The organism is Bacteroides sp. 44_46, from assembly GCF_001915465.1.
In the GTDB taxonomy this organism is placed as follows: domain Bacteria; phylum Bacteroidota; class Bacteroidia; order Bacteroidales; family Bacteroidaceae; genus Bacteroides; species Bacteroides clarus.
This window is the reverse complement of record NZ_MNQO01000002.1, coordinates 284,476-305,560: the sequence shown is the minus strand read 5'-3', so window position 1 is coordinate 305,560 and position 21,085 is coordinate 284,476. Positions and strand designations below refer to the sequence as shown.

At 45.9% G+C, this 21,085-nt stretch carries 16 protein-coding genes and 1 pseudogene; 15 read left to right on the top strand and 2 right to left on the bottom strand.

The annotated features are described in order from the left end of the window. Positions 1-44 precede the first annotated feature (44 nt). Complete coding sequence (locus tag BHV73_RS02410; RefSeq protein WP_286736223.1) at positions 45-1,016, top strand: glycoside hydrolase family 43 protein; 972 nt, start codon at positions 45-47, stop codon at positions 1,014-1,016. A gap of 67 nt (positions 1,017-1,083) precedes the next feature. Further along, entirely contained in the window at positions 1,084-3,063 is a 1,980-nt protein-coding gene (locus BHV73_RS02405; RefSeq protein ID WP_286736385.1) for an alpha-glucuronidase, read from the top strand. A gap of 235 nt (positions 3,064-3,298) precedes the next feature. On the opposite strand, the gene BHV73_RS02400 is transcribed toward BHV73_RS02405, so the two are convergent. Further along, positions 3,299-5,158 (bottom strand): SLC13 family permease, encoded by a 1,860-nt coding sequence (locus tag BHV73_RS02400; RefSeq protein ID WP_009122525.1) that lies wholly within the window; start codon positions 5,156-5,158, stop codon positions 3,299-3,301. A 407-nt stretch (positions 5,159-5,565) separates the two neighbouring features. On the opposite strand from BHV73_RS02400, the gene miaA reads away from it, so the two are divergent. The 12 genes and pseudogenes from miaA (at position 5,566) to tnpA (ending at position 18,205) form a co-directional block, all read left to right on the top strand. Next, positions 5,566-6,486, top strand: coding sequence for a tRNA (adenosine(37)-N6)-dimethylallyltransferase MiaA (miaA, locus tag BHV73_RS02395; RefSeq protein ID WP_286736220.1), 921 nt, complete (start codon positions 5,566-5,568; stop codon positions 6,484-6,486). A gap of 70 nt (positions 6,487-6,556) precedes the next feature. Continuing rightward, positions 6,557-7,483, top strand: a complete 927-nt coding sequence (locus tag BHV73_RS02390; RefSeq protein WP_009122527.1) for a diacylglycerol/lipid kinase family protein — start codon at positions 6,557-6,559, stop codon at positions 7,481-7,483. A gap of 52 nt (positions 7,484-7,535) precedes the next feature. After that, the gene (kdsA, locus tag BHV73_RS02385) at positions 7,536-8,336 is read left to right on the top strand and encodes a 3-deoxy-8-phosphooctulonate synthase (RefSeq protein ID WP_009122528.1); all 801 of its coding nucleotides are present in this window, start codon (positions 7,536-7,538) and stop codon (positions 8,334-8,336) included. A 75-nt stretch (positions 8,337-8,411) separates the two neighbouring features. Further along, the gene (locus BHV73_RS02380) at positions 8,412-11,231 is read left to right on the top strand and encodes a M16 family metallopeptidase (RefSeq protein ID WP_181993177.1); all 2,820 of its coding nucleotides are present in this window, start codon (positions 8,412-8,414) and stop codon (positions 11,229-11,231) included. A gap of 78 nt (positions 11,232-11,309) precedes the next feature. After that, positions 11,310-12,797, top strand: a complete 1,488-nt coding sequence (locus BHV73_RS02375; protein WP_087412827.1) for a DUF5687 family protein — start codon at positions 11,310-11,312, stop codon at positions 12,795-12,797. A 25-nt stretch (positions 12,798-12,822) separates the two neighbouring features. Further along, complete coding sequence (locus tag BHV73_RS02370) at positions 12,823-13,581, top strand: ABC transporter ATP-binding protein (protein ID WP_129618981.1); 759 nt, start codon at positions 12,823-12,825, stop codon at positions 13,579-13,581. Positions 13,582-13,583: 2 nt separating this feature from the next. After that, a complete protein-coding gene (locus tag BHV73_RS02365) occupies positions 13,584-14,096 on the top strand; it encodes a C40 family peptidase (protein ID WP_009122532.1) in 513 nt (170 codons plus the stop codon). Positions 14,097-14,157: 61 nt separating this feature from the next. Next, positions 14,158-14,865 (top strand): annotated as a pseudogene (locus tag BHV73_RS02360) (HAD family hydrolase); the annotation flags it as partial. A 386-nt stretch (positions 14,866-15,251) separates the two neighbouring features. Continuing rightward, complete coding sequence (gene rplU, locus BHV73_RS02355) at positions 15,252-15,569, top strand: 50S ribosomal protein L21 (RefSeq protein WP_009122535.1); 318 nt, start codon at positions 15,252-15,254, stop codon at positions 15,567-15,569. A 22-nt stretch (positions 15,570-15,591) separates the two neighbouring features. Beyond that, a complete protein-coding gene (gene rpmA / locus BHV73_RS02350; protein WP_009122536.1) occupies positions 15,592-15,861 on the top strand; it encodes a 50S ribosomal protein L27 in 270 nt (89 codons plus the stop codon). 159 nt (positions 15,862-16,020) lie between these two features. Beyond that, a complete protein-coding gene (gene serS, locus BHV73_RS02345; RefSeq protein WP_009122537.1) occupies positions 16,021-17,295 on the top strand; it encodes a serine--tRNA ligase in 1,275 nt (424 codons plus the stop codon). Between the two features lie 457 nt (positions 17,296-17,752). Then, on the top strand, positions 17,753-18,205 hold the full coding sequence (tnpA, locus tag BHV73_RS02340; RefSeq protein WP_022219211.1) for an IS200/IS605 family transposase: 453 nt from the start codon (positions 17,753-17,755) through the stop codon (positions 18,203-18,205). 156 nt (positions 18,206-18,361) lie between these two features. Here tnpA and BHV73_RS02335 read toward each other — a convergent pair whose 3' ends face one another. Continuing rightward, positions 18,362-18,595, bottom strand: coding sequence for a hypothetical protein (locus tag BHV73_RS02335; RefSeq protein ID WP_087412828.1), 234 nt, complete (start codon positions 18,593-18,595; stop codon positions 18,362-18,364). A gap of 111 nt (positions 18,596-18,706) precedes the next feature. On the opposite strand from BHV73_RS02335, the gene BHV73_RS02330 reads away from it, so the two are divergent. After that, a complete protein-coding gene (locus BHV73_RS02330; protein WP_022219214.1) occupies positions 18,707-21,013 on the top strand; it encodes a bifunctional dihydroorotate dehydrogenase B NAD binding subunit/NADPH-dependent glutamate synthase in 2,307 nt (768 codons plus the stop codon). Positions 21,014-21,085: the final 72 nt, after the last annotated feature.

Sequence of the window (21,085 nt, the reverse complement as noted above, 5' to 3'; positions counted from 1 at the left end):
TATAAACGAATAATTCAATAACTTATCACTAATTTTGTTCCACCATGAAAAAAGAAATGAGATACCTGGTTCCGGGAGATTATATGGCAGACCCTGCCGTACATATTTTCAACGATAAAGTTTACATCTACCCCAGCCACGATTGGGAGAGCGGCATCGGAGAAAACGATAATGGCGATCACTTCAACATGAAAGACTATCATGTTTTTTCCACCGACGACATTATGAACGGTGAAATCAAAGACCACGGAGTAGTTCTTCAGGTAGAGGACATTCCCTGGGCCGGCCGCCAACTATGGGATTGCGACGTAGTTCTGAAAGACGGAAGATACTATATGTATTTCCCTCTGAAAGACCAAAATGATATTTTCCGCATCGGTGTGGCTATCAGCGACAAACCCGAAGGACCGTTCATTCCGCAAGCCAATCCGATGAAAGGCAGTTATAGTATCGACCCTGCTGTTTTTGATAACGGAGACGGCGATTTCTACATCTATTTCGGTGGCCTATGGGGCGGACAATTGCAACGCTATCGCGACAACAAGGCATTGGAATGCGCAGTCTTGCCCGAAGGCGATGAACAAGCTTTGCCCGCTCGTGTAGCCAAGCTCAGCAAAGACATGCTGGAATTCGCAGAAGAGCCGAAAGCCCTAATCATTCTGGATGAAAACGGTAAACCGCTGACCGCGGGTGATAACGGGCGCCGTTTCTTCGAAGCCAGTTGGATGCATAAGTACAACGGTAAATATTATTTTTCCTACTCCACCGGTGATACGCATCGTCTGTGCTACGCCATTGGCGATAATCCTTACGGACCTTTCACTTATCAAGGCGTTATCCTTACTCCGGTTGTGGGCTGGACTACACACCATGCCATCGTAGAATATAAAGGAAAGTGGTATCTGTTCCACCACGACTGTGTACCTTCCAACGGAAAGACCTGGCTCCGCAGTCTGAAAGTTTGCGAACTGGAATACGATGCCGATGGAAAGATAATCACTATTGACGGACAATAAACCCGGATATAACATGAAATACAGAATATTTTCGCTTTTCTATATCGCAATAGTATTCGTTACCCAAATGGCTGCCGAAGACGGTAGCCATTTGTGGCTTCGACTGCCGGCCGATGCCCGTGCGCAAGTTTCGGCTCCCTACCAATCGCCTACATTAAACATCGCCGTCGAAGAACTGCAGGAAGCATGGCAAGGAGCTCCCGTCCGGCTTGTCATACAAAAGGACAAGCAGTTGCAACCCGAAGGTTTCCGCATCCGCTGCAAAGACAATACAGTCATTCTCTCCGCCCCCACCGAGAGAGGATTGCTCTATGCCGCCTATCACCTGCTCAGATTGCAGCAAACCGCCAATTTTCCACTCTCGGATTCCAACACTCAATTAACGGAGAACCCGGCCTACAATCTCCGTATCCTCAACCATTGGGATAATATGGATCGTACCATAGAGCGCGGTTATGCAGGACAGTCACTTTGGAATTGGGAAGAACTGCCGAACACCCTTTCCGACAGATACAAAGCATACGCCCGGGCCAATGCTTCCATCGGCATCAACGGTACGGTACTGAACAATGTAAACGCCTCTCCCAAAATTCTTTCCGCCGAATATCTGCAAAAGGTAAAAGCGTTGGCAGACGTTTTCCGTCCATACGGACTGCGTGTTTATCTTTCCGTCAATTTCGCATCTCCTATGGCGCTCGACAGTTTAAGCACCGCCGACCCTCTCAACAAAGAAGTCATCCGTTGGTGGAAAAACAAAGCCAAAGAAATCTACCGTATCATTCCCGACTTCGGGGGTTTTCTGGTAAAGGCCAATTCCGAAGGGCAGCCCGGTCCTTGTGACTTCGGACGCACTCATGCCGAAGGCGCCAACATGCTGGCGGATGCACTGAAGCCTTACAAGGGTATCGTCATGTGGCGCGCTTTCGTGTATAGTCCTTCCGATGCCGACCGCGCCAAACAGGCATATCTGGAGTTCAAGCCTTTAGACGGACAGTTTCGGGACAATGTCATTGTTCAGGTAAAGAACGGGCCGATAGATTTCCAGCCCCGCGAACCGTACAGCCCGCTGTTCGGCGCTATGCGGCACACCCCCTTGATGGCAGAGTTTCAAGTGACACAAGAATATCTGGGACATTCCAATCATCTTGCTTATCTGGCTCCGATGTGGAAAGAATTCTTCGGTTTTGTCGCCCCCGCTTCCCTAAAAGCGATAGCCGGTGTCGCCAATATAGGTACGGACGCGAACTGGTGCGGACATACTTTCGCACAAGCCAACTGGTATGCTTTCGGGCGACTGACATGGCAACCTGCCTTATCGGCTGAAGAAATTGCTGATGAGTGGCTAAAACAAACTTTTGATTCGATACTTCCCGGCTCTCAACCTTCAACGCCCGACTTTCAACTCAAGAAGATGATGCTCGACAGTCATGAAGCGGTTGTAAATTACATGATGCCGCTCGGTTTGCATCATATTTTTGCATGGGGACATCATTATGGCCCCGAACCGTGGTGCAGTATTCCCGGCGCCCGTCCCGACTGGCTTCCGTCCTACTATCACAAAGCCAATAAACGAGGAATAGGCTTCGACCGCAGCAGTAAAGGCAGTAATGCCGTTGCGCAGTATCCCGAAGCTTTGGCCCGACAATATGACAATATCGAAACCTGTCCCGAAGAATATCTCCTGTGGTTTCACCATGTTCCCTGGACACATCGCATGAAAAGCGGCCGCAACCTATGGGATGAGCTCTGTTATCGTTATGACCAAGGTGTCCGGCAAGTCAGAGACTTCCAAAAGACATGGGATGCAGCGGAGAAATATATCGACGCGGAGCGTTTTCACGAAGTACAGTCTCACTTAAAGTTACAAGTCCGCGATGCTGTTTGGTGGAAAGACGCCTGCCTGCTTTACTTCCAGAAATTCTCCGGCATGCCCATTCCTTTCGATATTGAGCGACCCGTACACGAATTAAAGGATTTGCAGAAAGTACATCTTCCCATCAGTAACTTTGAATGTCCTACGAAAGAACTGCTGAATAAAAACAGATAATAAGAAGTATATATTAAAGCTCACTTATACCCACAACGCTTTTAGCTTTACCGGCAACTCTAAAAAGTTTCATAAGAGAGCTCTAAAAAGTTTCACACCGAGGAACAAAGTGTTTTGCATCAGGAAACAGTTTGTTTCCCGGTGTGGAACAAACTGTTTCAACAGGGGAAACTAAAAGTTTCAACAGGGTAAACTTCCGGTACCAACCGTTGAAACTTTTTTCTATCCCGCTTCTTCAGAAAGGAAACAGCAAGGGGAGTACAAATACCATTACTACTCCCATAATAATCTGCAAAGGAAGTCCCACCTTTATGTAATCCATAAAAGTATATTGTCCTGCCGGCATCACCAGCGCATTGGGCGGTGTAGAGAAGGGAGAAGCGAAACACATGCTTGCCGCTACCGTTACCGCAAATAAGAAAGGTACAGGACTGACGCCGATTTGTATCGCACTCTGAAGCGCAATAGGAGCCATAAGAACGGCTGTCACCGTATTGCTGATAAACATCGTCATTAATGAAGTGGTAAAATAAATGCCTGCCATCAACACAATCGGTCCGTAACTTCCCAGTCCGCTTACCAAACTATTGGATATATATTCCGAAGCGCCGGTCTTCTCCAACGCCAACGACATCGGCAACATACCTGCAAAAAGTACGATAGTTTCCCAATTGATGGTTTTATATGCAGCTTCCACATTACGGAAACATCCGGTCAATACCATCAGCAATCCCGCTATCATCACAGCCGTAACAGGAGCTACGGGAATAAAATCGAATACCATCATCACTACCATCAACACCATGATAGCCGCAGCTACGGGAGCTTTGTAATCCAGCGTTACTTTAGCGGCCTCATCCAAAGGTTGTCCCAGCACCACCCATTCCGTATCCTCCTTGCTTAAACGCGCGATGTCCTGCCATGCCCCCTGCACCAGCAATACGTCGCCGCTATGCATATGCTCGCGTCCCAAATCCTGCAAGATATACTCTTTCTTACGGCGGATGCCTAATACGTTGACATTGAACTTATCACGAAATCCGGCTTCCTTTACCGTCTGGTTGATAATATTAGAGGAAGGCATCAATACTATCTCCGCTATCCCGATGTCATAGAAGTCAAGTTTGTTATCTGCCTTGACCGCTTCTTCGGTGGTATGACCGTCAATCATTTCCAACAAATAATCTCCGGCAAAGCGATTTACATCTGCGACATCTCCTGTAATGTAAAGCACATCCCCTACCCATATCGTGGTATCGGGCGATGCGAGTTTCTGGGTAATCGTTTTCAAGAATTTATGCTGTGAAGCCTCGCTACGGCGTACTTCCAGGATATTCAGCCCATATTTACGACGAATATCCAACTCGATAACCGTTTTCCCTATCAAACGTGAATCATTAATGGCGCGCAAACGAAACAGATTATTCGACAATCCGTATTCTTTCACCAGTTGGTTCAGGGATTTGCCGGATAAGGATGCGCTCTCACCTTTTCCCTTTTTAGAAAGAAACCACTTGGTCAGGGGTAACAGTACCAATGTACCCACTATCACGCAAACGATACCGACGGGCAAGAATGAAAAGAAAGACAAAGGTTCGAACCCCGCACCCGTCAGCGTATTCTGAATAACAAGGTTCGGTGGCGTACCGATAAGCGTCATCATACCACCCATACTGCTGGCAAAAGCCAAAGGCATCAACAATCGTCCCGGATTCATACCGGCGCTCACCGCCAGGCTCACAACAATAGGGAGCATCAAGGCCACCGTTCCCGTATTACTGACAAAAGCGCCTATGGCCGATGTTACCAGCATCACCAGCAGAAAAAGCCTTAACTCACTTTTACCCGCCAGCTTCAATATACGGGAACTTATCATCTTTGCCAAGCCCGTCTGAAAGATGGCGCCGCCTACCACGAACAGTCCCACCATCATTATCACAACCGAATTGGAAAATCCGGACAGGGCTTCTTCCGGAGTCAGAATTTGAAAAACAAGCAAACCAATCAATGCACAAAGTGCAACAATATCCGAACGGACTTTACCGGCTACAAAGAAAGCGGCGGAAAGAACAAGAATTATAAGGGTTATCAGCATAAATAAAGGTTTAAAAACTCTACAAATATACACATTTACGACGCATTCCGCAATGTTTGATTGTTGAAGACGCCTTTTCCGAAGCAGTATAAGACAAAAAAAGGAAAGTTTAGAGCAAAAAAAAGGAGTACCGCTGTACTCCAACCTTTGTTAACCTTAAATCTAATACTATGAAAAACACACTGCAAAGGTACGGACTTTTGGCATTTCTGCAAATTATTCAAGGGGAAAGATATGTTTTATAACACCTTTTAAGAAGCTGCATTCCTTTTTTTACTTCCTTTTTCAGATGTAAGCCGTAAATGTAAAAATAAGTTGTGCCTTCACGGAATAAAATGAACCGGTTCTTTTTATTCTGCCCGCAAATTACATTATCTTTGTATTCAAATTAATAAATACTTATTTATATGCCTGACTATGATTTAATCGCCATATTAGGCCCTACAGCATCCGGCAAAACTCCATTTGCCGCCGCATTGGCAGCAGAACTCAATACAGAAATCATCAGCGCCGACTCCCGGCAAATATACCGGAGTATGGATATCGGTACCGGTAAAGACCTGGCCGATTACATTGTGAACGGAAAGCAAGTACCTTACCACCTTATCGATATAGCCGACCCGGGATATAAATACAATGTATTTGAATACCAGCGCGATTTCCTGAATGCCTACGAAAGCATTAAACAAAAAGGCAGCCTGCCCGTTGTATGCGGCGGAACGGGAATGTATCTGGAATCCGTACTCAAAGGATACAAGCTACTGCCTGTACCCGAGAATCCGGAATTACGCAACCGTCTGGCGAATAAATCATTGGATGAGCTGACAGAGGTATTGGCAACCTATAAAAGCCTGCACAATACAACGGATGTAGATACGGTGAAACGCGCCATCCGCGCTATTGAAATCGAAGAATATTATGCTCATACTCCGGTAGACGAGCGTTCGTTTCCACAACTGAACAGCCTCATCATCGGTGTAGACATAGACCGGGAGCTTCGGCGTGAGAAAATCACCCGTCGCCTGCGCCAACGATTGGACGAAGGAATGGTAGACGAAGTACGTCGGCTGATAACCCAAGGCATTCATCCGGACGACCTTATCTACTATGGATTGGAATACAAATACCTGACGCTTTACGTCATCGGCCAACTGACCTACGACGAAATGTTCAGCCAATTGGAAATAGCCATCCATCAGTTTGCCAAACGCCAGATGACCTGGTTCCGGGGAATGGAGAGACGAGGCTTTACCATTCATTGGATGGATGCCCGGTGGCCTATGGAAGAAAAGATAGCTTTTGTAAAGTCAAAACTCAAAGAGATTTAGTATCTTTGACGGCGGCACCGATTAAACGGCGGATTATGAAAATATTGGACTGATTGAAAGGAACGGATATATGAGTGTAGAACCCGATAAATGGGGCGTAATCTATAACCCCAAAGCCGGAACGCGCAAAGTGCAGAAACGGTGGAAAGAGATTAAGGCGTATATGGATAGCAAAGGCGTGTCTTATGACTACGTACAGTCCGAAGGGTTCGGTTCGGTAGAGCGCCTGGCGGGCATACTTGCCAACAACGGTTACCGCACCATTGTCGTGGTAGGCGGTGACGGTGCACTGAACGACGCGATCAACGGCATTATGCTTTCCAATGCGGAAGATAAAGAGAATATCGCCATCGGCATTATTCCCAACGGCATCGGAAATGACTTTGCCAAATATTGGGAGATGAGTTCGGAATACAAGGAAGCCGTAGATTGTATCATAAATAATCGCCGCCGCAAAATAGACGTAGGCACCTGCTACTACTATGACGGTGAAAAACATATGACCCGCTATTTCCTGAATGCCATCAACATCGGTCTCGGCGCCAGCATTGTAAAAATCACCGACCAATGCAAACGTTTCTGGGGCGTAAAGTTCCTCTCCTATTTTATGGCATTCATCTCCTTAATCTTTGAACGGAAATTATATCGTATGCACCTTAAAATCAACGGTGAGCATATACGCGGACGCATTATGACGGTGTGTATAGGCAGTGCATGGGGATACGGACAAGCCCCCAGCGCAGTACCCTACAATGGCTGGCTGGACGTATCGGTTATCTATCGTCCCGAATTATTGCAACTCTTTTCGGGAATATGGATGCTGATGGAAGGACGGATTCTAAACCATAAAGTAGTAAAGCCCTACCGCACTCAAAAGATAAAAGTACTACGTGCACAAAATGCTTCCGTCGATTTGGACGGACGCATCCTCGACCGTCATTTTCCATTGGACATCGGCGTGTTGCACGAAGCGATAACATTGATTATACCAAACTGAGATATGACCTTTTCATAGCTCGCAATCCATAACCCATAATTCATAAAAACGTATGATTGAACTGAAAAATAATCCTGCCGGCAACTTCTTTCTGTTAGCAGGTCCTTGTGTTATCGAAGGAGAAGATATGGCAATGCGTATCGCCGAACGCGTGGCAGCCATTACCGAAAAATTACAGATTCCTTACGCATTCAAAGGCTCGTACCGTAAAGCCAACCGTTCGCGTCTGGACTCATTCATGGGGATAGGCGATGAAAAAGCATTGAAAGTCCTAAAGAAAGTGCACGATACATTTGGAGTACCCACCGTGACGGACATCCATGCCGCCGAAGAAGCCGCCATGGCCGCCGAATATGTAGACATCCTGCAAATTCCCGCTTTCCTTTGCAGGCAGACCGACCTCCTGGTAGCCGCAGCCAAAACCGGCAAAGTCATCAATATAAAGAAAGGACAGTTCCTCTCTCCGCTTGCCATGCGTTTTGCGGCAGACAAGGTGGTAGAGGCCGGAAATAAGAACGTTATGATTACAGAACGCGGAACAACGTTCGGCTATCAAGACCTCGTGGTGGACTATCGCGGAATACCGGAAATGCAAACGTTCGGTTTCCCCGTTATCCTGGATGTTACCCACTCCCTGCAACAGCCCAATCAGACCAGCGGCGTCACAGGCGGCATGCCGCAACTGATTGAAACCATAGCGAAAGCCGGTATCGCCGTGGGTGCGGACGGCCTGTTTATCGAGACACACGAGAATCCCGCCGTAGCCAAAAGCGATGGCGCCAATATGTTGAAGTTGGATTTGCTGGAAGGACTTTTAACCAAATTGGTGCGCATACGGGAAGCTATTAAATAAAAAAACAAGACGCTTTTGTGATTTATTATTTATCACTCCGACAGATAAGGCAAAACATTTTAAAATCAAATAATGATGAAACATTTATTACGTAACTTATGGATTGTTGCACTCATCGCATGCTGTAACTTCCAACAGGTATTTGCGCAACAATTACCGCCCATTCCCATCGACCAAGATGTCCGTATCGGCAAGCTGGATAACGGATTGACTTATTACATCCGTAAAAACAGTCTTCCCGCCAACCGGGCAGACTTTTATATCGCCCAAAAAGTAGGTTCCATACAAGAAGAGGACAACCAGCGCGGTCTTGCCCACTTCCTCGAGCACATGTGTTTCAACGGAACGACCCATTTTCCCGGAGATGCCTTGAAACAGTATCTGGAACGTATCGGCGTAAAATTCGGTGAAAACCTGAACGCATATACTTCCGTAGACGAAACGGTTTATAATATCTCCAACGTACCGGTCAACACTCCGGGGGCTATCGACTCCTGCCTGCTGATTCTGCATGACTGGAGCAACGACCTGACTCTGGACCCGAAAGAAATCGACAAAGAACGCGGTGTTATCAACGAAGAATGGCGTACCCGTATGAGCGCCATGCAGCGTTTTCAGGAAAAGATGCTTCCGGTTATGTTTGCCGGAACCAAATACGCCAACTGCTTCCCTATCGGAACAATGGACGTCGTAATGAACTTCAAACCTCAAACATTAAGGGATTATTATGAGAAATGGTATCGTCCCGACCTGCAAGGCGTAATAGTGGTAGGTGACATCGATGTAGATGCCGTCGAAGCTCAAATCAAAAAGATGTTCGCCGATATTCCGGCACAGCCTAACGGCGCCAAACGCGAATACTATCCTGTAAACGACAACAAGGAACCTATCGTGCTGGTTGCCCGCGATAAGGAACAGCCATACGTGCAGACCTTTATCTTCAACAAGCACGAAGCCACTCCCAGAGAAGAAAAGAATAACGTAGGCTATCTGATGCAGGACTACGCGGTAACCTTGATTACCAATATGCTGAACGCACGTTTGAACGAATTGCTCCAGGCCGCCAATCCACCTTACATCTATGCCGCGACTTATGATGACGATTTCTTCGTAGCCAAGACAAAGGACGCCTTCACCGGCATTGTAGTCTGCAAAGAAGATGCGATTGAGAACGGTATCTCAACCATCCTCCGTGAAATAGAGCGTGCCCGCCAATTCGGATTCACCGAAACAGAATACAGTCGCGCCCGCGCAGAATATCTGCGCCAGTTGGAATCGGCTTTCCAGGAACGCGACAAACGCAAAAATGAGAATTACGTAAAAGAATACGTCCGCCATTTCCTCGATAACGAGCCTATTCCGGGAATCGCCAACGAATATACTATCATCAACCAGATAGCGCCGGCCATTCCGGTAACCGCCCTGAACCAGATGATGCAGCAAATGGTGACAGACAGTAACCAGGTAGTAGCTTTGTTCGGTCCTGAGAAAGAGGGTTTGAAACTCCCGACAGAGGAAGATATCAAGAATCTCCTGAAAGAAGTGAAATCAGAGAAGCTTACTCCGTATGTAGACAAAGTATCTAACGAGCCTTTGATGAAAGAAGCCCCGAAAGGCGGTAAAATCGTTTCTGAAAAGAAAGACGATATCTTCGGAACCACCATGCTGACACTGTCCAACGGAGTTAAGGTTATCATTAAAAAGACAGATTTCAAAGCCGACGAAATCCGTATGAAAGGTGTAAGTATGGGTGGCAGTTCACTCTTCCCCGACTCGGAAATCATCAATATCAACGGACTGGACGCGGTAGCATTAGGCGGTCTTGGCAATTTCAGCGCTATTGAACTGGAAAAAGTTCTGGCCGGCAAAAAGGCTTCCGTAAACTATGGCATCGGCGACAAGACCGAAGCCGTAACCGGCAGTTGCTCTCCCAAGGACTTTGAAACAATGATGCAACTCACCTATCTGACTTTCACAGCTCCGAGACGCGACAACGACGCCTTTGCGTCTTACAAAAACCGCAGCAAGGCCGAACTGCAGAATATGGACCTGAATCCAAGTTCCTCTTTCAGCGACTCCATCACGTCCACTCTCTACATGAAGCATCCCAGAACGTTAAGAATGAAAGCCGATATGGTAGACAAGATGGATTATGACAAGATTCTGTCCATGTACCAAGACCGTTTCAAAGATGCCAGCGACTTTACCTTTATTTTAGTTGGTAATGTCGATGTAGAAGCTGTGAAACCTCTGATTGAGTCTTACCTGGGTTCATTACCCTCCATCAACCGTAAAGAGACATTCAAGGACAACCATATCGCCATGCGTAAGGGTATCTACAAAAACGAGTTTATCCGCCAACAGGAAACTCCGAAAGTAAACAACTTCATCTGTTATAGCGGCACCTGCCAATATAATCTCCGCAACGACATCCTTATGAGCATGACCGACCAGCTTCTCAACTTAATCTATACGGAGAAAGTACGTGAAGACGAAGGCGGTACTTACGGTGTATATCCTATGGGGCAACTCGTTAAATACCCTGTCGAAAGAGCCGTTCTGCAAATCTTCTTCAACACAGCCCCCGCAAAGCAGGAAAAACTGATGAAGATTATCTATGCCGAAGCGGACGCTTTCGCCAAGAACGGTCCTGATGAAGCCAGCTTGAACAAAGTGAAAGAATATATGCTGAAGAAACATAACGAGGATTTGAAAGAAAACGGCTACTGGCTGAACAGCATAGACGAATATCTGTATACAGGCATCGACCCGGTGAAGGACTACGAGCAAATCGTCAACAGCATCACAGCAAAAGATGTCCGTCAATTTGCCAATGAGCTCCTGAAGCAGCAGAATCAAATCACTGTTTCAATGATCAGTCCCGAAAAGAAATAAAAAATAGAGCTTACCCAAAGGCTGCGTTGTTCGTGAAGCAGCGCAGCCTTTTTCATATACATTAACCCCCCATCCATTATGAGCCTCTTTATTGAATTACGTAAGCACGGAAAGTTGGCTGCCAAACGGAATCCGATGTATGAGAAGAACAAATTCGGAAAGTTCTGGATGTACTTCATGGCAGTATTCTGGGCCGGCTACCTGATATTCTTCGGAACGACTTTCGCTTTTGCATTCGGCGACGGGGCAACGGAAGCATATCATGTCTTGAACAGCGGACTGATATTCGTATTGTTCCTGGACTTTCTCATGCGCTTTCCATTTCAGAAAACACCCGCTCAGGAAGTAAAGCCTTATCTGCTATTACCGGTAAAGCGCAACCGTCTTATCGATTTCCTGCTGACACGCTCCGGATTGAACGGCTTCAACCTGATATGGCTGTTTTTCTTTGTTCCGTTCGCTATCATCAGCATTACTAAATTTTACGGAATAACAGGGGTACTGACCTACAGCATCGGAATCTGGCTATTGATGATACTCAACAATTATTGGTTCCTGCTATGCCGGACATTGATGAACGAGCGTGTATGGTGGATAATCCTGCCTATACTGGTATACGGGATTATCGCTGCCGGAATGTTCATACCGGATGACAGCCCGTTGTTCGACTGGTCTATCGACCTGGGAGAAGGATTTATCCTCGGACACTTTCTTACTTTCATCGGAACATTCGCGGCTATCGTGGCACTATGGCTCATCAACCGCGGACTGATGATAAAATTGATTTATAATGAAATCAATAAAGTGGAAGACACCAAAGTCAAACACGTATCCGAATACAAATTCCTGGACCGTTACGGAGAAATCGGCGAATACATGCGATTGGAACTGAAAATGTTACTGCGCAACAAAGTCTGCAAGACAGCTCTGCGCACGGTATTCCTGGTAGTCGTCGCTTTCACCTGTATCCTGAGTTTTACCGAAGCATACGATGGCCAGGGAATGAAAAACTTTATCATGGTCTACAACTTTGTGATTTTCGGTATTCTGTTTTTATCGAGCCTGATGAGTTACGAAGGCAACTACATCGATGGCCTGATGAGCCGTAAGGAATCCATCTACACATTGCTCCGCGCCAAATATATTCTATACAGCATCGCCATACTCATACCTCTAATCTTGATGATACCGGCTATGGCAACCGGTAAACTGTCCGTCCTGAGCTGTATCGCCTGGGCTATATTCGTTGCCGGCGGTGTGTATTTCTGCCTGTTCCAATTGGCCGTCTACAATAACAAGACCGTAGACCTGAATGCTAAAATGACCAATCGCCAGAATATGGGAACCGGATTGCAAAATCTGATTTCCGGAGCAGCATTCGGCGTACCTCTGCTTATGAACTTTGTGCTGACAACCTTTTTCGGCCCCACAGTCACAGCCTGGATATTGATTGTTATCGGCGCGGGCTTCATACTCACTTCCCGCTTTTGGCTGAAAAATGTATATCACCGCTTTATGAAGCGGCGCTACAAAAACATGGAAGGATTCAGAGACAGCAGACAGTAAGATTTACTATTTAAGATTTATGGTTATGATTCAGATAAATAATTTGCAAAAGAAATTCGGCGCAAAGACCGCTGTAAATATTGACAATTACATCATCAATCAAGGTGATATGTTGGGTTTGGTAGGTAATAACGGAGCCGGAAAGACCACCCTTTTCCGCCTGATACTGGATTTGTTGCAAGCTGACCGCGGAAATGTCACCATCAATGATATAGACGTATGCAAAAGTGAAGACTGGAAGAACTTTACCGGCGCTTTCATTGACGACGGCTTCCTGATAGACTATCTCACCCCGGAAGAATATTTCCATTTCATCGGCAAGATGTACGGCCTGAAAAAAGAAGAAGTAGATGAACGCATCGCTCCTTTCGAACGTTTTATGAACGGCGAGGTCATGGGACAGAAAAAGTTCATACGCAATTTCTCTGCGGGAAACAAACAAAAGATAGGCATTATCTCCGCCATGTTGCACCATCCGCAACTACTGATACTGGACGAACCTTTCAATTTCCTCGACCCCAGCTCGCAATCCATCATCAAGCAACTGCTGAAAAAGTACAACGAGGAGCACGGAGCGACCGTCATCATCTCCAGCCACAACCTTAACCATACGGTAGACGTATGCCCGCGTATCGCCTTGTTGGAGCACGGCGTCATTATCCGTGACATACAAAACGAAAACAATTCGGCTGAAAAAGAATTGGAAGCCTATTTCAATGTCAGCGTAGAAGAAGCCGTTGAAGTTGAAAATAATACGGACGAAGAAATATCGACAGAAGAATAAACATGAAGCAATCCTTTTCTTATATAATTGTCCTTCTCGGACTAATGTTCTGTTTAAGTTCCTGCCATACTTCCGCTCCCCGGCTCGATTATAAAGCTCTGGCGCAAGCCTCGGTACGTCTGGGTATGGATATCGAGCTGACGGACAACCATAAATTGTATGTCAACGCCGCCGAATGGATAGGCACTCCCTATCGTGCGGGTGGCGACAGTAGGCATGGGACGGATTGTTCGGGCTTGGTATCCCAGCTTTATAAAAAGACCTACCGTATGCGTCTGTCGCGCAGCACGGACGGACAATTAAAAGAAAGCAATAAAATAGCCCGCCGCAACTTGCGTGAAGGTGATTTGGTATTCTTCACCAGTCGCTCGTCCCGTAAAAAAGTAGCTCACGTAGGCATCTATCTGAAAGACGGAAAATTCATCCATGCCAGTACCAGCCAAGGAGTTATCGTGAGCAGTCTCAAGGAGAAATATTACACGCAACACTGGCTTTGCGGCGGAAGAGTAAAATGAAAAAGAGTAACAAACAAATATAAAATGCCAATTTATTCATAACTTTGCCGCAAAAAGGCATATGAATTATACAACCTACCTCTTCGACTTCGATTATACGCTTGCCGATTCCTCGCGCGGCATCGTTACCTGTTTCCGCAATGTACTGAACCGTCACGGCTACATTCACCCCACTGATGACGACATCAAGCGTACTATCGGCAAGACCTTGGAAGATTCTTTTTCCATTCTTTCCGGTGTAACCGACCCTCAGCAGCTTGCAGAATTCAAAAAGGAATATGTAAAAGAGGCAGATACACATATGACTGTCAATACGGTGCTTTTCCTCGAAACCAAATCCGTGCTGATGGCGTTAAAAGATTCCGGAGCCCGTATCGGAATCATCTCCACCAAATTTCGTTACCGCATCAAGGAATTACTGAATCAGCACTTTCCCGATGATTTTCTGGACATCATTATCGGCGGAGAAGATGTAAAAACCCCTAAGCCGTCTCCGGAAGGTTTGTTGCTTGCCATCAAGCAACTCCATGCTACCAAAGCCGAGACATTATACATCGGCGACAGTACGGTAGACGCAGAAACCGCACAAAAGGCAGGAGTGGATTTTGCAGGTATCACGCATGGCATGACTACCGCCGAAGAACTGCGGCAATACCCGCACAAGAAAATAATGAGCAGTCTGGAAGAATTATTGGAACGGGAACCATTACCCGCCGCATCGCCGAAGAATATAGGTGTACGCCGTATCGTACTTCTGTTAGTACTTTTCGCCGCATTCGCCGCCCTCATTTGCTTTCTCACTTTGGTATGACGTTCAAGGAATTTCCTTGCTATAATTAAATCGTTCCACTATGGAGAAAGTTTTGTTCCACCATGGTGGAACAAAACTTCCCTCACAGCGGAACAAAATGTTCACCATGATGGAACGAATAAACAGTCGTATCTCCGCCGCTTAGCGCCACGCTCCGAATGACAGATGCTCTTGATAGGAATCAATTCTTATGGCCTTACTTATAAAGTATTAATTGTCTTAAAAAAGAGAAAGAAAGATTTGTCCATTACAAATAAAAGAGGTACTTTTGTGCCCGATTATTCCGCACCGGGTTTAATTAAGTGCTTTCTAAGTGATTCTAACTTATACATTATATATAAGAAATGTACGCAATTGTAGAAATCAACGGTCAGCAATTCAAAGCAGAAGCTGGCAAAAAGCTGTTTGTACACCACATGCAAAATGCAGAAGCCGGTGCAACGGTAGAATTTGAGAAAGTTCTTTTGGTAGACAAAGACGGTAACATCACTGTAGGTGCTCCTACCGTAGAAGGCGCAAAAGTAGTTTGCGAAGTTGTTTCAGGTCTGGTAAAAGGCGACAAAGTTCTTGTTTTCCACAAGAAAAGAAGAAAAGGTTATCGCAAACTGAACGGTCACCGTCAACAATTCACAGAGTTAACAATTAAGGAAGTAGTAGCTTAATCAATTAAAAAAGTAAGAAGAAATGGCACATAAAAAAGGTGTCGGTAGTTCTAAGAACGGCCGCGAATCACAGAGTAAGAGATTAGGCGTTAAGATATTTGGTGGCGAAGCTTGCAAGGCAGGTAACATCATCGTTCGTCAAAGAGGTACTGAATTCCATCCGGGTGAAAACATCGGTATGGGTAAAGACCACACTCTTTTCGCTTTGGTAGACGGAACTGTACAGTTCAAAGTAGGTAGAGCAGACAGACGTTCTGTTTCTGTTATTCCCGCTGAAAGCGCAGAAGCATAAGTTTCCGGACAAAAAAATAAAGCGAAGGGATGCAATCCGATTGATTGCATCCCTTTCTTTTTATACTTAAAAATAAGCAAGTTTCTTTTTTGTATTACTTTTGATTTGCACTATCTTTGCCCTCGCAAATCCCGAGTATCATAAAAACAAGTATAAGATATGCTTACCATTAAACAAATTACAGACAACACCGACGCGGTAATCCGTGGACTGGAGAAAAAGCACTTCAAAAACGCCCAAGAAACCATCGGGCAAGTGCTGGAAACCAATGACAAACGACGCAATACCCAAACAATCTTAGATAAGAACCTGTCGGAAGTAAACTCCCTTTCCAAGTCTATCGGACTGTTAATGAAAGAGGGTAAGAAAGATGAAGCGGAAGCCGCAAAAAGCCGCGTAGCCGAATTGAAAGAAGCCAACAAAGCGTTGCAGGAAGAAATGGATCAGGCTGCAACCGATTTACAGAATTTACTGTATACAATCCCCAATATTCCTTACGACAGCGTACCCGAAGGCGTAGGCGCCGACGACAACGTGGTAGAGAAAATGGGCGGCATGGAGACCGAACTTCCCAAAGACGCGCTCCCCCATTGGGAATTGGCCAAGAAGTACGACCTGATAGACTTTGACCTGGGCGTTAAGATTACAGGCGCAGGTTTTCCCGTGTACAAAGGCAAAGGCGCACAACTTCAACGCGCGCTTATCAACTTCTTCCTGGACGAAGCACGCAAATCCGGCTATACCGAGATAATGCCTCCGACGGTGGTTAATGCCGCTTCCGGTTACGGTACAGGCCAGTTACCCGACAAAGAAGGTCAGATGTATCATTGCGAGGTAGACGATTTGTACTTGATTCCGACCGCCGAAGTTCCCGTAACGAATATTTATCGTGACGTTATCCTCGACGAGAAGCAGTTGCCTATCAAAAACTGCGCTTATACACAATGCTTCCGTCGCGAAGCAGGTTCATACGGTAAAGACGTACGCGGCCTGAACCGTCTGCACGAATTCTCCAAAGTAGAATTAGTACGCATCGACAAGCCGGAACATTCCAAAGAATCTCATCAGGAAATGCTGAACCATGTGGAAGGATTGCTTCAGAAATTGGAATTACCCTATCGTATCCTGCGTCTGTGCGGTGGCGACATGAGCTTTACCGCTGCCCTTTGCTTCGACTTCGAGGTATATTCCGAAGCACAGAAACGCTGGCTGGAAGTAAGTTCGGTATCCAACTTCGATACTTACCAGGCCAACCGACTGAAATGCCGTTACCGTACGGCAGAAAAGAAGACAGAGCTTTGCCACACCTTGAATGGTTCCGCACTGGCACTGCCGCGTATCGTAGCAGCTTTATTGGAAAATAACCAGACTCCGGAAGGTATCCGTATTCCGAAAGCATTGGTTCCGTATACAGGATTCGAAATGATTGACTGAAGAAGCGTCATTTCAAATTCAAAATAATAAAAGGTGCGTCAGAATATAGGAATTTCATATTCTGACGCACCTTTTTTCGAGAAAAACTAAGACAGGTAAAGCAATAAGGATAAAAGTCATGAAAATTAGAACAAAAAGCCATGACGTTAAAAGCTAAGAATACAAGACTGAAGGTTGAAACACAGAATTAAAGGTTGAGGTACAAAGCTGAAGACTGAAAATACTGGGCTGAAAGCTGAGATGCAGAACTGAACTGAAAATACTGAGCTGAAAGCTGAAATACAGAACTGAAGGCTGAGGTGCAGAACTGAAGACTGAAAACACTGAACTGAAAAGCTGAAATACAGAACTGAAGGCTGAAAGCCTTATATCTTACAGCCCAGGGTAACACCCTGGGGTAATTATCAAATCATCCCCCTATTTTCTATTACGCCCTGAAAGGGCAAAACCCCACATCATGTCACAATCCTTAAACAAAATCTACATACATATCATCTTCTCCACCAAAAATCGCGAAGACCTATTACCCGAAAAAAATCTGAATGAAATACACTCTTATATAGGAGGAATCATCAATCAAAACCTATGTAAAAGCATTATCATAGGCGGTACCGCCAACCACATACATATTCTTTGTGAATTGACAAGCACCGTTTCTACCGCCATACTGTTACAAGAAATCAAAAGAAGCTCCTCCAAATGGATAAAATGCGCCTACCCCCAACATCCCAACTTTGCATGGCAAAACGGTTATGCCGCATTTTCAGTCAGCCAATCAAAAGTGGATACCGTCACCAATTATATCCGAAACCAGAAAGAGCATCATACAAAGAAAAGTTTTAAAGAAGAATTTGTGGAGTTCCTAAAAAATTATAAAATTGAATATAAAGAAGAATATTTGTGGATTTGATTCTTATGCCCTTTCAGGGCGCAAAAGAGAAATATATACTTCCCCGGGGTGATACCCCGGGCTATAAGATAGAAGGCTTCCAGCCTTCCTGTATAAAAGTGATTCTTCAAGCAAATAAGGTTCTTTAGGCAAATAAAAGTTTTTAAGCAAATAAGATTATTCAAGCCAATAAAAATCTTTAAGCAAATAAAAATCTTCAAGTAAATAAAAGCTCTTAAGCAAATTAAGATTATTCAAGCTAATAATATTATTCAGGCCAATAAAAATCTTTAAGCAAATAAGTAACCTTATTTCAAAATAGCTATTCTCTCCCAAAACAACTTCCCCCCCCAAGCACCCCTCTCCCAGAAAACTATTCTCTATCTTCAAAATCGCCTTATCCACTCCCACCGCACTCTTTTTTCCCTATACATTCTTTGTTATTAACAAATAACCCGTATCTTTGCAAAATCTATCATTCTGAAAGAGATTACGTAATTATACCAACAAAATTATAAGATAATGAATAAAATCATTAGCAAAGAACATTTCTCAGAAAAGGTCTTCAAGTTAGTAATCGAAGCACCGTTAATTGCTAAATCACGCAAGGCAGGACACTTTGTAATAGTACGTGTAGGCGAAAAAGGCGAGCGTATGCCGCTGACCATCGCCTCCGCCGATCCTGTAAAAGGAACTATCACTTTGGTTGTACAAGAGGTAGGTCTCTCATCTACCCGTTTGTGCGAGCTGAACGAGGGTGATTATATAACCGATGTTGTTGGTCCGTTGGGACAAGCCACCCATATCGAGAACTTCGGAACTGTTGTTTGCGCCGGTGGCGGTGTGGGCGTAGCTCCGATGCTTCCTATCGTACAGGCATTGAAAGCTGCCGGTAACCGTGTGATTACAGTATTGGCAGGCCGTACCAAAGAGCTGATTATCCTCGAAAAAGAGATGCGGGAAAGTTCCGATGAAGTCATTATCATGACAGACGACGGCTCGTACGGCAATAAGGGGCTGGTTACGGAAGGCGTGGAAAGCGTCATCAACCGCGAGAAAGTAGACAAATGCTTCTGCATCGGTCCGGCCATTATGATGAAATTCGTTTGTTTGCTGACGAAGAAATACGAGATACCTACCGATGTATCCCTGAATACCATCATGGTAGACGGAACAGGAATGTGCGGCGCCTGTCGCATCACTATCGGCGGTAAAACCAAATTCGTATGCGTAGACGGACCGGAATTTGACGGCCATCAGGTAGATTTCGATGAAATGCTGAAGCGTATGGGCGCATTCAAAAACATCGAACGCGAAGAAATGCATAAGCTGGAAGAACCGCAAACTTGTCAGGCAACCGGAGAAAACACCCCGGAAGAGGACGAAAAAAGCCGTAATGCCGCTTGGCGTCAAGAGCTGCGCAAATCCATGAAAGCAAAAGAGCGTACCGCCATTCCCCGCGTGGAAATGAACGAGTTGGACGCCGAATACCGTTCACACAGCCGTAAGGAAGAAGTAAACCGGGGATTGACCGAGGAACAAGCCTTAACAGAAGCCAAACGTTGTCTGGACTGTGCCAATCCGGGCTGTACCGAGGGATGTCCCGTGGGTATAGATATCCCCCGTTTCATCAAGAATATAGAACGCGGCGAGTTTCTGGAAGCCGCCAAGACACTGAAAGAAACCAGCGCATTGCCCGCTGTTTGCGGTCGCGTATGTCCGCAGGAAAAGCAATGCGAGTCCAAATGTATCCACTTAAAGATGAACGAAAAGCCGGTTGCCATCGGCTATCTGGAACGCTTCGCCGCAGATTATGAACGTGAAAGCGGACAAATCTCCGTACCGGAAATCAAAGAAAAGAACGGCATCAAGATTGCCGTAATCGGTTCGGGTCCTGCCGGCCTGTCTTTTGCAGGGGATATGGCGAAATACGGCTACGATGTTACCGTATTCGAAGCACTGCACGAAATCGGCGGTGTACTGAAATACGGTATTCCCGAATTCCGTCTGCCCAACAAGGTCGTGGATGTCGAAATCGAGAACCTTGCCCAAATGGGTGTAAAGTTCGTCAAGGACTGCATCATCGGTAAGACATTAAGCGTGGAGCAACTGGAAGAAGAAGATTTCAAAGGCATATTCGTCGCTTCCGGCGCCGGACTGCCGAACTTCATGAATATCCCCGGTGAAAATTCCATCAACATTCTGTCGTCCAACGAATACCTGACACGTGTCAATCTTATGGACGCTGCCAGCGAGGATTCCGATACACCTGTGCCTTTCGGCAAATGCGTAGCCGTCATCGGCGGCGGCAACACGGCCATGGACTCCGTCCGCACGGCCCGTCGCCTGGGTGCCGAACGTGCCATGATTATCTACCGCCGTTCGGAAGAAGAGATGCCTGCACGTATTGAGGAAGTGAAACATGCCAAAGAAGAAGGAGTAGAATTCCTGACACTCCACAACCCGATAGAATACATTGCCGATGAACAAGGAAAAGTAAAACAGGTAGTTCTCCAAAAAATGGAATTGGGCGAACCCGACGCATCCGGACGCCGCAGTCCTGTGCCCATTCCGGGAGCCACCGAAACGATTGACATAGACCTTGCCATCGTCAGCGTAGGCGTATCCCCGAACCCTATCGTTCCCAGCTCTATCAAAGGGCTCGAATTGGGACGTAAAGGAACAATTGCCGTAAACGACAGTATGCAGTCGTCCATCCCGACCATTTATGCCGGCGGCGACATCGTTCGTGGTGGCGCTACCGTAATCCTCGCCATGGGTGACGGCCGAAAAGCCGCCGCAGCCATGAATGAGCAGTTGAAGCACTAAAGTTACTTCACCATAAAAAGAAAGTCCCGTTCGCCATTCGGCAAACGGGACTTTTTCTTTCTATCTGATAAA

Excerpts from the sequence above, each read along its gene's own strand:
- BHV73_RS02370 (WP_129618981.1), top strand. The coding sequence starts at position 12,823 with ATGATTCAGATAAATAATTTGCAAAAGAAATTCGGCGCAAAGACCGCT.
- BHV73_RS02375 (WP_087412827.1), top strand. The coding sequence starts at position 11,310 with ATGAGCCTCTTTATTGAATTACGTAAGCACGGAAAGTTGGCTGCCAAA.
- BHV73_RS02405 (WP_286736385.1), top strand. The coding sequence starts at position 1,084 with ATGGCTGCCGAAGACGGTAGCCATTTGTGGCTTCGACTGCCGGCCGAT.
- BHV73_RS02400 (WP_009122525.1), bottom strand. The coding sequence starts at position 5,158 with ATGCTGATAACCCTTATAATTCTTGTTCTTTCCGCCGCTTTCTTTGTA.
- kdsA (WP_009122528.1), top strand. The coding sequence starts at position 7,536 with ATGATTGAACTGAAAAATAATCCTGCCGGCAACTTCTTTCTGTTAGCA.
- BHV73_RS02380 (WP_181993177.1), top strand. The coding sequence starts at position 8,412 with ATGAAACATTTATTACGTAACTTATGGATTGTTGCACTCATCGCATGC.
- rplU (WP_009122535.1), top strand. The coding sequence starts at position 15,252 with ATGTACGCAATTGTAGAAATCAACGGTCAGCAATTCAAAGCAGAAGCT.
- BHV73_RS02410 (WP_286736223.1), top strand. The coding sequence starts at position 45 with ATGAAAAAAGAAATGAGATACCTGGTTCCGGGAGATTATATGGCAGAC.
- tnpA (WP_022219211.1), top strand. The coding sequence starts at position 17,753 with ATGTCACAATCCTTAAACAAAATCTACATACATATCATCTTCTCCACC.
- miaA (WP_286736220.1), top strand. The coding sequence starts at position 5,566 with ATGCCTGACTATGATTTAATCGCCATATTAGGCCCTACAGCATCCGGC.
- rpmA (WP_009122536.1), top strand. The coding sequence starts at position 15,592 with ATGGCACATAAAAAAGGTGTCGGTAGTTCTAAGAACGGCCGCGAATCA.
- serS (WP_009122537.1), top strand. The coding sequence starts at position 16,021 with ATGCTTACCATTAAACAAATTACAGACAACACCGACGCGGTAATCCGT.
- BHV73_RS02365 (WP_009122532.1), top strand. The coding sequence starts at position 13,584 with ATGAAGCAATCCTTTTCTTATATAATTGTCCTTCTCGGACTAATGTTC.
- BHV73_RS02330 (WP_022219214.1), top strand. The coding sequence starts at position 18,707 with ATGAATAAAATCATTAGCAAAGAACATTTCTCAGAAAAGGTCTTCAAG.
- BHV73_RS02390 (WP_009122527.1), top strand. The coding sequence starts at position 6,557 with ATGAGTGTAGAACCCGATAAATGGGGCGTAATCTATAACCCCAAAGCC.